This window comes from Arenimonas sp. (genome assembly GCF_035312645.1).
Classification (GTDB): domain Bacteria; phylum Pseudomonadota; class Gammaproteobacteria; order Xanthomonadales; family Xanthomonadaceae; genus Arenimonas.
Window position 1 is genome coordinate 20,632 of record NZ_DATGBO010000057.1, and the last position, 15,068, is coordinate 35,699.

Annotated in this window: 13 protein-coding genes and 1 pseudogene; 8 read left to right on the top strand and 6 right to left on the bottom strand. The window is 63.4% G+C overall.

Annotation, left to right across the window (positions count from 1 at the left end; translation table 11 throughout):
- Positions 1–120 precede the first annotated feature (120 nt).
- From VKM35_RS05250 to ssb, 4 genes are all read right to left on the bottom strand, one after another.
- Entirely contained in the window at positions 121–1,635 is a 1,515-nt protein-coding gene (locus tag VKM35_RS05250) for a hypothetical protein (protein WP_324319088.1), read from the bottom strand.
- Between the two features lie 6 nt (positions 1,636–1,641).
- Positions 1,642–2,721, bottom strand: coding sequence for a hypothetical protein (locus VKM35_RS05255; RefSeq protein WP_324319090.1), 1,080 nt, complete (start codon positions 2,719–2,721; stop codon positions 1,642–1,644).
- A 15-nt stretch (positions 2,722–2,736) separates the two neighbouring features.
- The gene (locus tag VKM35_RS05260) at positions 2,737–5,499 is read right to left on the bottom strand and encodes a hypothetical protein (protein WP_324319092.1); all 2,763 of its coding nucleotides are present in this window, start codon (positions 5,497–5,499) and stop codon (positions 2,737–2,739) included.
- 513 nt (positions 5,500–6,012) lie between these two features.
- Positions 6,013–6,513 (bottom strand): single-stranded DNA-binding protein, encoded by a 501-nt coding sequence (gene ssb / locus VKM35_RS05265; protein WP_324319094.1) that lies wholly within the window; start codon positions 6,511–6,513, stop codon positions 6,013–6,015.
- A gap of 243 nt (positions 6,514–6,756) precedes the next feature.
- Here ssb and VKM35_RS05270 point away from each other — a divergent pair, with 243 nt between their 5' ends.
- The 8 genes from VKM35_RS05270 to VKM35_RS05305 all read left to right on the top strand — a co-directional run bounded on the left by VKM35_RS05270 (position 6,757) and on the right by VKM35_RS05305 (position 13,897).
- On the top strand, positions 6,757–7,236 hold the full coding sequence (locus VKM35_RS05270) for an Rrf2 family transcriptional regulator (protein ID WP_324319096.1): 480 nt from the start codon (positions 6,757–6,759) through the stop codon (positions 7,234–7,236).
- Entirely contained in the window at positions 7,215–7,430 is a 216-nt protein-coding gene (locus VKM35_RS05275) for a DUF2292 domain-containing protein (protein WP_324319098.1), read from the top strand. Before VKM35_RS05270 ends, VKM35_RS05275 begins: the two co-directional genes overlap by 22 nt.
- Positions 7,431–7,540: 110 nt before the next feature.
- Positions 7,541–9,076, top strand: coding sequence for an OprO/OprP family phosphate-selective porin (locus tag VKM35_RS05280; RefSeq protein ID WP_324319100.1), 1,536 nt, complete (start codon positions 7,541–7,543; stop codon positions 9,074–9,076).
- Between the two features lie 27 nt (positions 9,077–9,103).
- Complete coding sequence (locus VKM35_RS05285) at positions 9,104–10,114, top strand: sulfate ABC transporter substrate-binding protein (protein WP_324319102.1); 1,011 nt, start codon at positions 9,104–9,106, stop codon at positions 10,112–10,114.
- A complete protein-coding gene (cysT, locus tag VKM35_RS05290) occupies positions 10,111–10,965 on the top strand; it encodes a sulfate ABC transporter permease subunit CysT (protein WP_324319104.1) in 855 nt (284 codons plus the stop codon). Before VKM35_RS05285 ends, cysT begins: the two co-directional genes overlap by 4 nt.
- Positions 10,949–11,812: a sulfate ABC transporter permease subunit CysW gene (gene cysW / locus VKM35_RS05295; RefSeq protein WP_324319106.1), complete on the top strand. Its 864-nt coding sequence runs from the start codon at positions 10,949–10,951 to the stop codon at positions 11,810–11,812. The genes cysT and cysW overlap by 17 nt, the downstream gene beginning before the upstream one ends.
- 9 nt (positions 11,813–11,821) lie before the next feature.
- Positions 11,822–12,871: a sulfate/molybdate ABC transporter ATP-binding protein gene (locus VKM35_RS05300; protein ID WP_324319108.1), complete on the top strand. Its 1,050-nt coding sequence runs from the start codon at positions 11,822–11,824 to the stop codon at positions 12,869–12,871.
- 27 nt (positions 12,872–12,898) lie between these two features.
- Complete coding sequence (locus VKM35_RS05305; RefSeq protein WP_324319111.1) at positions 12,899–13,897, top strand: polyprenyl synthetase family protein; 999 nt, start codon at positions 12,899–12,901, stop codon at positions 13,895–13,897.
- Between the two features lie 90 nt (positions 13,898–13,987).
- Here the strand turns inward: VKM35_RS05305 and VKM35_RS05310 are convergent, their stop codons facing one another.
- Together VKM35_RS05310 and murD are read right to left on the bottom strand one after the other, a co-directional pair.
- Positions 13,988–14,776 (bottom strand): dienelactone hydrolase family protein, encoded by a 789-nt coding sequence (locus VKM35_RS05310; protein WP_324319113.1) that lies wholly within the window; start codon positions 14,774–14,776, stop codon positions 13,988–13,990.
- Positions 14,777–14,888: 112 nt separating this feature from the next.
- Positions 14,889–15,068, bottom strand: a pseudogene (gene murD, locus VKM35_RS05315) (UDP-N-acetylmuramoyl-L-alanine--D-glutamate ligase); the annotation flags it as partial.

Here is a 15,068-nt window from a genome sequence, read left to right on the forward strand (position 1 = left end):
CGATGGCCCAAGGATATCGCAGCGCCTTGCAGGCCGGCCAACCCTGTTGCGGCCCTCGCCGGGGAGTTGCGCGGGCGGGACGACGAAACACCAGCCTGCGCCTGCGTATCGGGGCCGGCTTTAGCCAGCGGGGCGAAACCATTTGCCGGCGCGCTTAATCTCGTCGGCGCTTCTGGGCCGATATTGCGCTTCGGTGGACCCGACCGCGCCGCCGGATTTTTCCGCGTCATGCGCGAAGAAGATGCCATGGAGGAAGACCGTGCCCGAATCTGCCGCATAGAAGGGCGTATTGCCCAGCGAGGGAATGGTCACCTCGCTGGCCACCTCCGTGGAATACCAAAGGACGATGTCGTCGCCGGTGTCGATCGGCTGCGCTGCGAAGCTGTGTTTTCCGTCGAAAAAATCTGCCCACTCGCTTGTGGTGAGCTTGGCCAGCGGCGTCTGCTCCGGATCACGCCACGACGTGAGCCGTGTCACTGCCACCTTGATGGTCTGCATGAAGATGCCCAGATCGACCAGCGGCTTGCCAGGAAGAAAATGCCGGAAGCCGTAGTCGTAGTCGGCGCCCGGAATGATCCCGGCATTGTTGATCAGCTCGCCCCATCGCCAGTGGCAATGCGCCGCGTGGAACGCTCCCGGCGCGGAAATGTAGGTGTTCGCCGCGTAGCGCGTGCCCCACCAATGGATGTTGTCCCAGCAGCTCACCTTGCCTTCGGGCGGCGGAACCGCCAGATCGCCGCCTTCGGAAACGCCCTTGAACAATCCGGGCGCGGTGACTTCCAGGACCAGGGGCTTTTCCACCGCCGCGAATGCCAATGTCGACATGTCCCGGACTGGCGCGGTGACGGAGCGCCAAAAACCCAGGCTGTCCCTGTCAGCGAACAAGCCGGCCTGATTGCCCTGCGAACGCCGCTTCCGCGTCTGCGCTGCGTCCGGCTTTTCGGTGAATTCGTGGCTGCTGTCCAGATACAGGTGCAATCGGTAATCGAAGCGGATGCTTCTGATCCGCGTGCGCGAGAGCATTGGATCGTAGGCGGTGTTCTTCGTCAGCTGATAGTGAATCAGCGGATGGAAGCGCGCCGCGAGCAGCGCGCCCGATGGTTCGTGCGCGGGTACGTTGGAATATCGCGAGAACAGGAAGATCTGTTCGACCGAGAATCCGGAATATTCGCAGGGCGGAAAACCCAATTCCCAGACCAGGCTGTCGAGTACCAGCGACCCGTCGTATTTTGCCGCCACACCGAAAGCGACCGCGTTGTCGCCGTCGCGGAAATAGTCCGAGAATAGCAGCGCGGTATTGCTCTCTTCGAGGTACTTGAACGTCTGCGCGTGTCCTTTGATCTTCTGCACGACTTCCGGGTACGCCATCGTCTTGGGCACGAGCAGGCGTACCGGCGACACCACAAAACCCTGGCTCGCGGCCAGCGGACAAAGCACCTTATGCACGCCCTGCGACTGACCGAGCGCATCGAATTTCTCGAATTCGAACCAGAGGCCGACAGTGCGGATGTCCTTGGCGAAGTTGTGACCGTCATGCCGCACCTTCTGCAATACGAGACCGCCATCTTGCGGCTGCCCCGAGACATCGGTCAGGCAGTCGAAGGTCCAACCGGTGGCGGAGTCGGCGCATTTCATAGCGGGCTAGGCGAGCTGCGACGACGAAACTTCGACGTCGCCTTCGACAGGAATACGGGGATATATCTGTTGCTGGTGATGCTTGAACGCCCCCGTCGCACGATCTTTCACATTCAGGGCAACGATGCAGGCGCGGCTGTCGAGCTTGATCGAACTCGCAACCGGTCGCCCGTCGCCATTGCTGATGATCACTGTGCTGCCGGGGCCGAGTTCGCGGATTCCGTTTTCGACCAGAGGCATGGAATACACGCCCCAGTTGTAGGCGTAATTCCCGCTGCCGCCGCGGGCGAGCGCGGTAAGCGTCATGCCGGATTTGTCCTGGCGCGTGAGGTCCACGGCGACGGTCAGCGAATACGGTGATGCACTCGTCATGTCGTACTCGCCATCGTCCGAAGCGAAGTAATACGGCGCGAGGTAGTACTGCGGGATGCCATCGCCATCCAGGGAAAAGCGAATCGGCGGTGCGGTGGTGTCAGCACTGCCGACGTCTTTGGCATCCTCGGCAGCGGATGGCCGGAAGGCGGACAGGTCGGTGAATTGCTGCTCGCCAGACAATGGAGTCCAGCGCGAGCGCACGCTGATCGGCTGGCCCATGTGGCCGATGCGCACTTCGATCTGCGCGCCGAAAACATCGGCGCGGGTTTTCGATCCGCCATCCAACGCCAGTCGCGGTTGCGCGCGATAGATCCAATGGTCCCAGTTCGAGCCATCCGGTCGCGGTACCGCATGCAGGCCGATGCGCTGGAGCATCGCGATGGGCGGAAACAAGGCCATTCCGCGCAAGCTCGTCGGCCAGGCGCGATTGGCATCGGAACAAGCCCGCTCCAGGTTCGCGAGCAATTCCTCGGCGGCTTTCATTGCAGCAGGTGCGGCGGGCAGCGTTGGTGGCGTGCTCCGCTCCCACAACTCATCGAGTGCGGTGTACTCGAACCAGCCACTGCTCGGCGAGATGTACACGCGGCGCAGCGGCGAAGGCGGCAGCCGCAGTGTCTGCAGGACCAGCCGTTCGATGGTCGCGCCCTGCGCGGCGAAATCCGCGGGATTCGCCAGCGCATAGAGCCGAAGCCTGCTGTCGTAGTCGGACATGATCGTGCGACGCGATCAGTTCGTCGGCTGCCAGTTGTCTCCCACCTTCTGCCACTCGGGCAGGTCGTTGTTCGCGCGAAGACGTACGAGCGTGGTCGGCAATCGCACGAGCCAGGGATCGCCGACCGGCACTTCACCGCCGGGCGCACCCGTCGCCTCCTGGATCTCCGTGACGATGGGCACGTACAGGGAACCGGAAATATCCGGCGCCGCGCCGCCGTTCCATATCTTCGCGGTTTCCAGATAGTGCACGACGGCGGCCTCGAATCCGGGCCGAACCGGAAAGACGACGCGGGCGGCGCCGGCCCGCAGGAAATCCCCGAACTGCGGGTCGACGTCATCGAGCAGAAAGCGATTCTTCCAGCCGGCTTTCCAGCCCCAGAAATACGGATAGAAGAAATAGACGATGTGTTCCCATTCGAAGGCCTGTTCGAAAAAACGCACGTATGGCATCTGGGTGGCAGTGCGGTCGAGGTTCGGCTGCGCGTAGCCTTCGGCCGAAAGCTCCAGCGCGCCGAAAGATTCGAAGTGCTGGCCGGTGACGAGAGCGATGCATTGCTTGCGCAGTTCATCGCTGACCAAGCGCTGGTTGAACTCCGGGTTGTGCCCGGCGATCACCGTAGCCGCCGCGGCGCGCGCCTGCGCGAGTTTCTGTTCGAAGTCCTGCATCTTCGCCAGGTAGGCCTGGGTGATCGTCGCATGCGTCTTGAGCTGCCAAGCCTGGTAGGCACGCTCGGTGCGCTCGCAGAATATTTCTATCGACGCCGACAACACGTTCACATTTTGCGCGTCGTAGGCAAAACCAATCGAGCCGACTTCGCCCGCCATGTTCCGATACTGATCGCCGGTAAGCGCGTCGTACCAGGCGCTGCCGACAAAGACGCGCCACTGCGCGTTGGCTTCCCGGACGGCGTCCTTGACGAACGAGCAGTACTTCGCTCGATAGCCGTCGTCGATCGCCAGCGTCGCCGACTCGGTGCTCTGATGTCCGTCCTGGGCATAAACACCGGCGAAGGTCTTGACGACGGTCTTGATTGGCGCCGGCGGCGGTTCCAGGCCCGTGGCGTCGTAGGTCTTCGCCCACTGCAGATAAGTTCCTTCGGTGATCTGCGACGCGATCGCCGTGAATGCAGGCGGCTTCACGAGCGTGGTCGACGGATCGCTTTCGTGCGTCTGCGCGAGAATGAAATTCGTTGCCGGCTCGGGCAACGTCACATCGAAGAGCAGGCGCTTTCCGTAGTTGTAGACCTGCGCCTGCAGCACCTTGTCCAGCCACTGGTAAAAGCCGCTGATGTGGCCCGCGCCGGTGCTGTTGTCGAAGCCGTGCGAGTATTTTTCCTCGAACTCGGTGATGGTGGTGACGCTGCGGCGCTCGAGCACCCGCTCCACCAGCTTCGAGGTCGACCGCTCCACCACGTCCTTGCTGAACTGGGTGGCCTGCTTCTCGGCGGATTCGGTCGATACGGAGGTGGAGAAATCGGCGTTCGCCTTCACTTCCACGAACGGCCCGTATTTCGCATCCACGGACAGACCGGCTTTCAGCGAGCTGTCGGTCTTGATCGTGTTCGAGGTTTCGCGATTGAGCGAGAAGCGATCCGTGGTCTGCGTATCGCGGGTTTCTTCCTTCGTCGTTTCGGTTTCCTGCAGGACGGTCGTCTCGGTGCGTTCCAGGCGACGGGTGTCGCGCGACAGGTGCTCGGACTTCAGGATGTTCTCGACATGGGCAAGCTCGCCGCCTTCGTAGCGGAGCGTGTGCTGCTTGACCATCAGCAGATCGCCGATTCCGGCTGGGCGGATATTGCCGGGAAGCGCAGGCAACGCACTGGTCGGCTCGCCGATGTAGTCGGCGGGAGTGACCGCAGCCACAGCATTTCCGAACTGGCTGAGCTCGACCGCCTCGGACATATCGACCAGCAGCAATTCGAGCGGTGCTTTCGCGGTGTTGAGGGTTTCCATTACCTGCGGGAGTGGCTGGGCCTGCGGATTCGCGCCATGTTCGGCGAGAGTTTTGCGCACCGCCGCCGGCAGCTTGGCGATAGCGGACGCGGACAGCAGCCAGGGCTTTGTCGACGCAGCCGCGACGCTGGCTGTGGTTCGGCGCGCGCGGCCCGACGTCACTGCGAGGGGCAAGGCGTTCTTGGTGTCGAAAGCAGAAACGGATAGCGCAGTGAGTGCGCTCAACGCCGCCTCAAGGTTGGCCAGCGACGCAGCAGTGGCTTTCGAATCGTTTGACTTCGGCGGCGCCGAAGGTGGGCGCGGTGCCCCTGGAGCTGGCGTGCGGCCGGGGAAATTGCCGGGGAAATTCGCGATCGTGAGCGGGCGAAGCTGGACGGGGTCGCGTCCGCTGCTCGCCAGCTGGATCGCATCGTAGCCCTGCGCGACCATCGCGAGCCCTGCGGCGTCGCCGCCTGAAGAATCGGAAAGAAGTTTCATCGCGACCAGCGAATCCGCGAGCAGCTTCGCCTCAGCGGAAAACTTCGGATCGGCGATGACTTGTGCGAGGGTCTTGCCCGTCGCGGCTTTCACGAGAGTCGCCAGTTCTGCGGCAGGCAGACCTCCCGCACGCAATCCGGATACGGCCTTCAATGCAGCACCGGAATATTTCATTCCAGCAGCAGAAGTGGCGTGTGCCTTGCGATCCACGAAGGCCTGGGCTTTCTTCCGTGCCGCATCCACCGGCGTTCCCGCAGGCGCAAAACTCGCGGCAAGTTCATTGATGTCGTCGGGAGCTACGGGAGTGGCTGGCCGCAGCAACAGGAAACGAAATAGATCATCCATTTGAATGGCGTCCTTTGCGTTCTGATTGATGGTGGGTCCCCGGACCGGGCAGAGAATGGCTCCGCATCTCGGGTCGTGCGTACTCAGCAATTACTCACGGCAGGCGGTGAGCGAATCGGCCACATGCCTTCGATCTTTCGCAAATCACTGTCTCGAATCAGTGCATATGCATTGGTAAATCGCGGCTGTTAAAAAAAAGTAAGTCCGCGCTCGCACGTCTCGACGCAGCTCGCTCACATGTCTGCGCGATCGCTGCATTGTTGACGCATAGCAGCACAAGACAGTCCTGTCGATGCAGCGATATCGCCGATACACTTCTCGATGCGCAGCCCCTCAACAGCCCCACATCGCCCATCCAGATGGGCCGCGGACTTTCTTTAATCATTCAAATGATTTTTTTGACTTGCCCTGCGAAGAATTCATCGGCAGGAAAAATGCACGCGCAAAAGAAATGGCAGAAAGCCGAAGCTTTCTGCCATTCAATTCAACCCGCGATGACGACTGGATGCCGACTCAGAACGGGATGTCGTCATCCGGGAACGGATCGTCGTTGCGGCTCGGTGCCGATGGCGCGTTGCCGCCACTGCGCGGAGCGCTGCCACCACCGCCACTGCTGCGACCACCGCCGTAGCTGTCGCCGCCGCCGGATTCGCGCGGGGCGCGGTCACCGCCGCCGTCGCCACGGCCGCCGAGCATCTGCATCTGGTCGGCGATGATGTCGGTGCTGTATTTCTCGACGCCAGCCTTGTCGGTGTACTTCTCGGTGCGCAGCGAGCCTTCGATGTAGACCTGGCCGCCCTTCTTGAGGTATTCGCCGGCGATCTCGGCGAGCTTGCCGAAGAACTTCACCCGATGCCATTCGGTGCGTTCCTGCTTCTCGCCGTTCTTGTCCTTCCACGACTCGTTGGTCGCGACCGACACGCTGGTCAGGGTCGTGCCGCTTTGCGAGTAACGGACTTCCGGGTCCTTGCCCAGGGTGCCGACCAGAATCACTTTGTTGACGCCACGTGCCATGTCTTTCCTCTCCAAATCCGCTTCCGGCCAATCCTGAAGTATACGCAGGCGCCGGCGGCGCCAGAAATCCGACCGCGCTGCCGTCGGGATTTGCCGGGGCCTGCGCCTGATCGCAGGCCAGGCTTATAGCGGAGGCGAATATGGACATTCGAATCAGCCATAACTCATTGTTTCATAAGGATTGACGAAGAGAAATCGCAAACCCTATAAGACCACTGTGATTCGAGGGATGCCCGCCGCGCCATGCTGACGATGAAAGCCAAATATGCCCTGCGCGCCCTCTCGACGCTGGCCCGGTGCGAGCCCGAGCGGCTGATGGCACGCGAGATCGCCCACCACGCCGGCGTCCCGGAAAAATTCCTCGAAGCGATCCTGGTCCAGCTGCGCAACGCCGGCCTGGTCCGCAGCAAGCGCGGCCTGCTCGGCGGGCACCGGCTGGCGCGCCCGGCCGAGACGATCACCATCGGCGAGATCGTCCGCTGCATCGACGGCCCGATCGCGCCGATCCGCTGCGCTTCGATCACCGCCTACAAACCCTGCGACGACTGCGAGCCAGAAACCTGCGCGCTGCGCGCGTTGATGGGCGATGTCCGCAGCGCGATGTCGGAAGTGATCGACCAGCGCAGCCTGCGCCAATTCGCCGATGCCAACGGGCAATTCGTCGCTCCAGCCGTCATCGCTGCATCCCGTGAGGAGGTCGCATGCAACCGCGTCCATCCTTGAAGCCTGCGCGAACCGGCATCGCCAACGCCGACGCAATCGCTGCCGAAGTGACCACGCACGAACTCGCCGTGCTCGAAGCGATCCGCACCACGCCTTACGGCAGCGTGGAGATCGTGCTGCACCAGTCGCGGATCGTGCAGGTGGTCAGGACCGAGAAAATGAAACTGGACACCACGCCGGCTGGCGGTTGTTGATCCTCCATCGAAGCCATCCCGTGATCACTGCCGATCGCGTGCCTTTCGCCATTTCCCCCTGCCAACCAGACGACTGGAGGCGCCCGATGCAACTTTCCAAAGGAGTCCTCATGCCCCGTCGTCTGCTTTCCGCCGCTGCATTGTTCGCCGCCCTGCCCGCTTACGCCGCCGATCCGTCATCGACACCGACGGCGCCAGCGAATGCCGCGGCACTCGCACTGAATATCGCTGCCGAAACCAGCGCCAGCAATGCCCAGACCGCGACCATTGCCGCGCTTTCCGAACGTCTGCGCCGCCTCGAGCAACAACTCGCACGATCGCAACCGCCTTCACCCGCGCCTTCGGCATCACCTGCCGACAGCAGCACCAACAACAACACCGACACCCTCGTCGCACTCGACCAGCGCCTGCGCATCATCGAGCGCCAGCTTGAATTGCAGCAGGAGGACGCGACCGCGAAAGCCGCGAGTGTGCCGGTCGTCACCGTCAACGACAAAGGCCTGAGCGCGCGCAATGCCAAGGGCGATTTCGAAATCAAGCTGCGCGGCACCGTGCAGGCGGATCAACGTCTGTTCTTCGGCGACAACGCGCTGCCGCAGAACGACACCTTCCTGTTCCGTCTGGTACGACCAACGCTTGAAGGTTCGCTGGGCTCCCTGGTCGGCTTCCGGATCACACCCGATTTCGCCGGCGACAGCGCCACGCTGGTCGACGCCTATGTCGACCTGCGTTTCAATCCCGCCTACACGCTGCGCGTTGGCAAGTTCATCAGCCCGATCGGGCTCGAGCGTTTGCAGTCATCGAGCAGCACGGCATCGATCGAACGCGGCTTCCCGACGGAACTCGCGCCGAACCGCGATCTCGGCGTGCAGCTGCAGGGAGAACTCGCGGCCGGCCGCATCAATTACGCGCTCGGCGTGTTCAATGGCGCACCCGATGGCCGCGACGCGCCGACCATCGATGGCGACGATCATTTCGAAGCCGCCGCACGCATCTTTTTCGAACCCTGGAAAAATTCCGCCAATGCCTGGTCGGGTTTCGGCTTCGGTATCGCGGCCAGCCAAGGCGAGAAGGAAGGCGCCGGCAACAATTTCCTGCCGCGTTACCGCACACCCGGACAGAACCAGTTCTTCGCCTATCGCAGTACCGTGCTCGCCGATGGCAGCCACACCCGCTTTTCGCCGCAGGCTTATTACTATCGCAACGCCTTCGGCCTGCTTGGCGAATACATCAGTTCGCGGCAGGAACTTGCACTCAACGGCAAACCGACCACACGCATCACGTTGCGCAACGACGCCTGGCAGCTCACCGGCAGCTGGGTGCTTACCGGCGAAGACGCGAGCTATCGCGGCGTAGTCAAGCCGGCGCATCCGTTCGAACCCGGCAGCAACGGCTGGGGCGCGTTCGAACTGGTCGCGCGCTACGGCGAACTTGATATCGACGACCGTGCCTTCCCGCTGTATGCCGATGCCGCGACCTCGGCAAGCAACGCGCGCGCCTGGGGCCTTGGCCTGAACTGGTACCTGACCAGCAATCTCAAGCTCGTGTTCAACCACAGCCGCGCACATTTCGCTGGCGGCGCCGCTAAGGGCGCCGATCGCGAAGACGAGAAGACCTTCTTCTCACGCGTGCAGGTTTCGTTCTGACTTTCCGGCACATCACGGAGCCCACCCATGAATCATCTCGCCAAGATCCTGCTCATCGCCGCGCTCTCTGCCAGCGCCGGTCTGAGCGCGGCAAAAAACACCGAGCTGCTCAATGTTTCCTACGATCCGACCCGCGAGTTCTATCGCGAGGTCAACACGGAATTCGCCAGCGAGTGGAAAGCGAAGACCGGTCAGGACGTTGTGCTGCAGGCCTCGCATGGCGGTTCCGGCAAGCAGGCGCGTGCGGTGATCGACGGGCTTGAAGCCGACGTCGTCACGCTCGCGCTCGCCGCCGACATCGATGCCATCGCCGACAAGGGCAAATTGCTGCCGGCGAACTGGCAGACGCGCCTGCCCAACAACAGCACGCCGTATCGGTCCACGATCGTGCTGCTGGTCCGCAAGGGAAATCCGAAAAACATCCGCGATTGGAACGATCTCGTGCGCCCCGGCGTCTCGGTGATCACGCCGAATCCGAAAACCTCCGGCGGCGCGCGCTGGAACTACCTCGCCGCCTGGACCTACGCCGCGCAACAAAGCCATGGCGACCTCGGCAAGACCAAGGATTTCCTCGCACGTCTGTTCGCCAACGTGCCGGTGCTCGATACCGGCGCGCGCGGCGCGACCACCACGTTCGTCGATCGCGGCATCGGTGACGTACTGATCGCCTGGGAAAACGAGGCGCAACTCGCGCAGAGCGAACCCGCAGGCAAGGACTTGCAGATCGTCATCCCGAGCATCAGCATCCTCGCCGAACCACCAGTCGCGGTGGTCGACAAAAACGTCGATCGCCACGGCACGCGCAAACTCGCCGAGGCCTATCTCGCCTTTCTCTACAGCGCCAAGGGCCAGCAACTTGCAGCGAAACATCACTTCCGTCCGTCGCGGCCCGACTTGGTTTCGCCGGAAGCGCTGAAGGCATTTCCAAACGTAGTGACGGTGACCATCGACAAAGCCTTCGGCGGCTGGAAGAAAGCGCAGTCCGAACATTTTGCCGATGGCGGCACGTTCGACCAGATCTACAAGCCATCGCGATGAGTGCTGTCTTCGCCAAGCTCGCACATCCCTGGCGCCAGGCCGGCCCTTTGCCCGGACTGGGCTTGACGTTGGGTATCAGTCTGACCTGGCTGAGCCTGATCGTGCTGATTCCGCTGTTGGCCTTGCTGATCAAGGCCAGCGGCCTCGGCGTGCATGGCTGGTGGGCGATCGCCAGCGATGCGCGCGTGTGGGCGGCGATGAAGCTGAGTTTTGGCACCGCGCTGCTCGCGGCGCTGATCGATACCGTGATCGGCGGACTGATCGCCTGGGTGCTGGTGCGTTATCGCTTTCCTGCGCGCAGTTTCTTCGACGCGCTGATCGACCTGCCATTCGCGCTGCCGACTGCCGTCGCCGGCATCGCACTCACGGCTATCTACGCCGGCAACGGCTGGCTCGGTCACTGGCTGGAACTGGCTGGACTCAAGGTCGCGTACACGCCGGTCGGCATCATTGTCGCTTTACTGTTCATCGGACTGCCGTTCACCGTGCGCACCGTGCAGCCGGTACTGGAAAACCTGCACCGCGAACACGAGGAAGCCGCCGCATCACTGGGCGCCAGCCGCTTCACCACGCTGTGGCGAGTATTGCTGCCGCAGTTGGCACCGGCCTTGCTCACCGGGTTTTCGCTGGCATTCGCGCGCGGTGTCGGCGAATACGGCTCGGTGATCTTCATCGCCGGCAATCTTCCGTATGTATCGGAGATCGCGCCGCTGCTGATCGTGATCAAGCTCGACGAATACGACTACGCCGGCGCCACCGCGATCGCCTCGCTGATGCTCGCGACCTCGTTCCTGATCTTGTTCGCGCTCAACACCCTGCAACGGAGGCTCAGCCGTGGCCAGATCCTCTGAACGCGCCGATGCCGCGATCAGCGAGCCGCGCTGGTTGCGCTGGCTGCTGATCGCCATCGCGATCGCGCTGATTCTGATCGTGGTCGTGTTGCCGCTGGCGGTGGTGGTGGTCGAAGCCGCGGCACAAGGTTGGGCGGCCTACCAAAACGCGATCCTGGAAAGCGACACGCTCGCCGCGATCTGGCTGACCTTGCTGGTCGCGACCCTGTGCGTGCCCGCGAACGTCATTTTCGGCGTCGCCGCCGCGTGGGCGATCAGCAAGTTCCGCTTCCCCGGCAAAGGTCTGTTGCTGAGCCTGATCGATCTGCCGTTCTCGGTGTCGCCGGTGGTTGCGGGGCTGGTGTTCGTGTTGTTGTTCGGCGCGCAGGGCTGGTTCGGCGAGTGGCTGAAGGCGCACGAGATCAAGATCATCTTCGCCACACCGGGCATTGTGCTGGCGACGTTCTTCGTCACGTTTCCATTCGTCGCGCGCGAACTCATCCCGCTGATGCAGCAGCAGGGCCAGGATCAGGAAGAAGCCGCCGCGTCGCTGGGCGCGAGTGGCTGGCAGATGTTCTGGCGCGTGACGTTTCCGAACGTGCGCTGGGCGCTGCTGTACGGCGTGCTGCTGTGCAACGCCCGTGCGATGGGCGAATTCGGCGCGGTGTCGGTGGTCTCGGGGCATATCCGCGGACTCACCAACACGCTGCCCTTGCAAGTCGAGATATTGCACAACGATTTCCAGACGGCGGCGGCATTCGCGGTCGCCTCGCTGCTGACGGTGCTGGCGCTGATCACGCTTGGCTTGAAACTTTGGCTGGAGCGTCGCCACGGCGAAAGCCTGGCGCGCGCCGCCCGCACCCACTGACGGAGCATCATGGACATTCTCATCGAAGGCGTGGGCAAGCGGTTCGACGGCGTCGCCGCACTCAGCCCGATCGACCTCGCCATTCCCTCGGGCCAGCTGGTCGCGCTGCTCGGCCCTTCCGGTTCGGGAAAAACCACCTTGCTGCGTCTGATCGCCGGGCTGCTGCCGGTCGACGGCGGCCGCATCCGGTTCGGCGACAACGACGCCACGCGCCTGAGCCTGCGCGATCGTCGCGTCGGTTTCGTGTTCCAGCATTACGCGCTGTTTCCGCACATGAGCGTGTTCGAGAACGTCGCCTTCGGCCTGCGCTCGCAGCCACGCCGGCAGCGGCCCGCGGAAGCGACGATCCGGAAAAAAGTCGACGACTTGCTGGAACTCGTGCAGATCGCCGCGTTGCGCGACCGCCTGCCGGCGCAATTGTCCGGCGGACAACGCCAGCGCGTGGCACTGGCGCGGGCAATGGCGATCGATCCGACCGTGCTGCTGCTCGACGAACCCTTCGGCGCGCTGGACGCGAAAGTGCGCATCGAGCTGCGCCGCTGGCTGCGCACGCTGCACGACGAAACCGGATTGACCACGGTATTCGTCACCCACGACCAGGAGGAAGCGCTGGAACTCGCCGATCGCGTGGTGGTGATGAACCAGGGCGCGATCGTGCAGGACGATGTACCCGAGCGCGTGTATTCGCATCCGGCCTCGCCGTTCGTGTTCGATTTCATCGGCCGTTCCAACCAGATCGAGGGCGAGGTGCGCGACGGTCTGTTCTTCGCAGCGGGCATGTCGACGCCACTGACCAGCGACGATTGTCCGGTCGGCCCGGCGACGCTGTATTCGCGGCCGCACGATCTGCGTCTTTCCGAATCAGGCAAAGGCCTGCAGGCCAAGGTGCTGGAGGTGCGGCGGCTCGCGGGCCGGGTCACGCTTGAGGCGGCGCTGGCCGGGCAGACGCGGCCGCTGGTGATGGATCTTTCCAGCCACGACCTGCTCGCGCTGCCCGCAGCCGGTGAACGTATCGGCCTCAGCCTGCAGCATTACCGGGTGTTCGCCGCAGCGCGGTGATCGCCCGTGCCCGCTTATAATGCCCGCATGCCAGACCACGCCCTCGCCCCGACCCTGCCCGGCATCGCCCAGATCCAGTCCCTGGCCGCCGCCGACATGGCGCAGGTCAACACGCTGATCCGCACGCGACTCGATTCCGATGTCGTCCTGATCCAGCAGATTTCCGAACACATCGTCGCCGCCGGCGGAAAAAGGCTGCGGCCATTGCTGGTGGTGCTCACCGCGCAGGCGCTGGGCCATCGCGGCAGCGACCAGCACCAGCTCGCGGCGATCATCGAATTCATCCACACCTCGACGCTGCTGCACGACGATGTCGTCGATGAATCCGATCTGCGTCGCGGCAGGAAAACCGCGAACGCGCTCTGGGGCAATGCGCCCAGCGTGCTGGTCGGCGACTTCCTGTATTCGCGCAGCTTCCAGTTGATGGTCGAGCTCGATTCGATGGCGATCATGCGCGTGCTCGCCGACACCACCAACCAGATCGCCGAGGGCGAAGTGCTGCAGCTACTGCACGTGCACAACCCCGACACCGACGAAGCGGCCTACCTGCGCGTGATCGAGCGCAAGACCGCCGTGCTGTTCGCGGCGGCGACGCGTCTTGGCGCGCTGGTCGCGGGCGGCGACGTACCGCTGCAACAACGTCTGCACGATTACGGCATGAACCTCGGCCTGGCCTTCCAGATCGCCGACGACGTGCTCGACTACACCGCCGACGCCGAAACGCTGGGCAAGAACCTCGGCGACGATCTCGCCGAAGGCAAGGCGACGCTGCCGGTGATCCACGCGCTCGCGCATGCGCAACCGGCCGTGCGCGAACGCCTCGCCGAGATCATCCGCGCCGGCGACACCGCCGCGCTGCCGGAAGTGTTGTCGGCGATCCACGCCAGCGGCGGCCTCGAATACTCCCGCCAACTCGCCATGCGTTACGCCGACGCCGCCGAAGCCGCCATCGCCGACCTGCCCGACAACGATTGGGTGCAGGCAATGCGTGGCTTGGCGCGATATGCGATCGAGCGTAATCACTGATTTTCGCTCGGTGTAGGAGCGACGCAAGTCGCGACCGCTCCGGACACGCGTTGGGATTTCGCGATTTGCGTCGCTCCTACAACGGCGAACCTACTTCTTCGCGAAAACATCGCCGAAGAAGTTGTGCATCATGCGCACGCTGCGGCGATAGCTCGGCTCGTGGAACTGGCAGCCCGGCACCGTGCCGTGCTCGTCGGGTTCGGCGAAGCAATGCACGGCGCCGCCGAAACTCACGAACTGCCAGTCGGCGCCGGCGTTGCGCATCTCGTCCTGGAACGCGGCGATCGATTCGGCGGAAATGAATTTGTCGTCGCCGCCATTCATCACCAGCAACGGCGCTTTTACCGCGCCTTTCGTCGCCGGCAGTTTGGTGCTGAGGTTGCCGTGGAAAGTCGCGACACCGGCGATATCGGCACCGCTGCGCGCGAGTTCCAGCGCGACCGCGCCGCCAAAACAGAAACCGATCGCACCGATGCGGGTCGTATCCAGCGGCGCTTTCTTGCCGGCGCCGCGCAATGCAGCGAGCGCCGCATTGATGCGCGTGCGCAACCCTGCCGGATCGGCATAGACCTCGCCGGCCGCCTTGCCGGCTTCATCGGGATTCGCAGGACGAAGGCCGCGACCATACATGTCGACGAGCAGGATCACGTAATCCTTGCCCGCCAGCGTCTTCGCCTTGGCGATCGCGTGGTCGTTGACGCCGTACCAGTTCGGCACCATCACCAGCCCCGGACGCGGCGCCTTGCTGGCGTCGTCCCAGACCAGGTAGCCATCGAAATCCTTGCCCCCCGCCTTCCAGCTGATCTTGTCGGCGCGCGGCGCGGCGACGCTGGAAACACTGATGACGAAAAGACACAGCAGCAGCAATAGACGACGCATGGCGGATCCTCATCGCGGACGAATGGCTGGCGGCATTATCGCCAGTGCAGGTTAAGAGGATGTGCGCGAGATGCCCAAACGTTCCGTAGGAGCCAGCTCCTACGCTCTTGCGTCAGGAAACGCCGAGACCGGGAATGGAACTGATCGATTCCGGATCGAAGCCGGCGGCCTTGGCGAAATGTCGGCCGCGTTCGACGTAATCCTTGTAGCGCGGAAAACTCGGCGCGCCCGGTGACAGCAGCACCAGGCCATCGTTCTCGAGCAATTCGCGGGCGAGGCGCAGCGCGTCTTC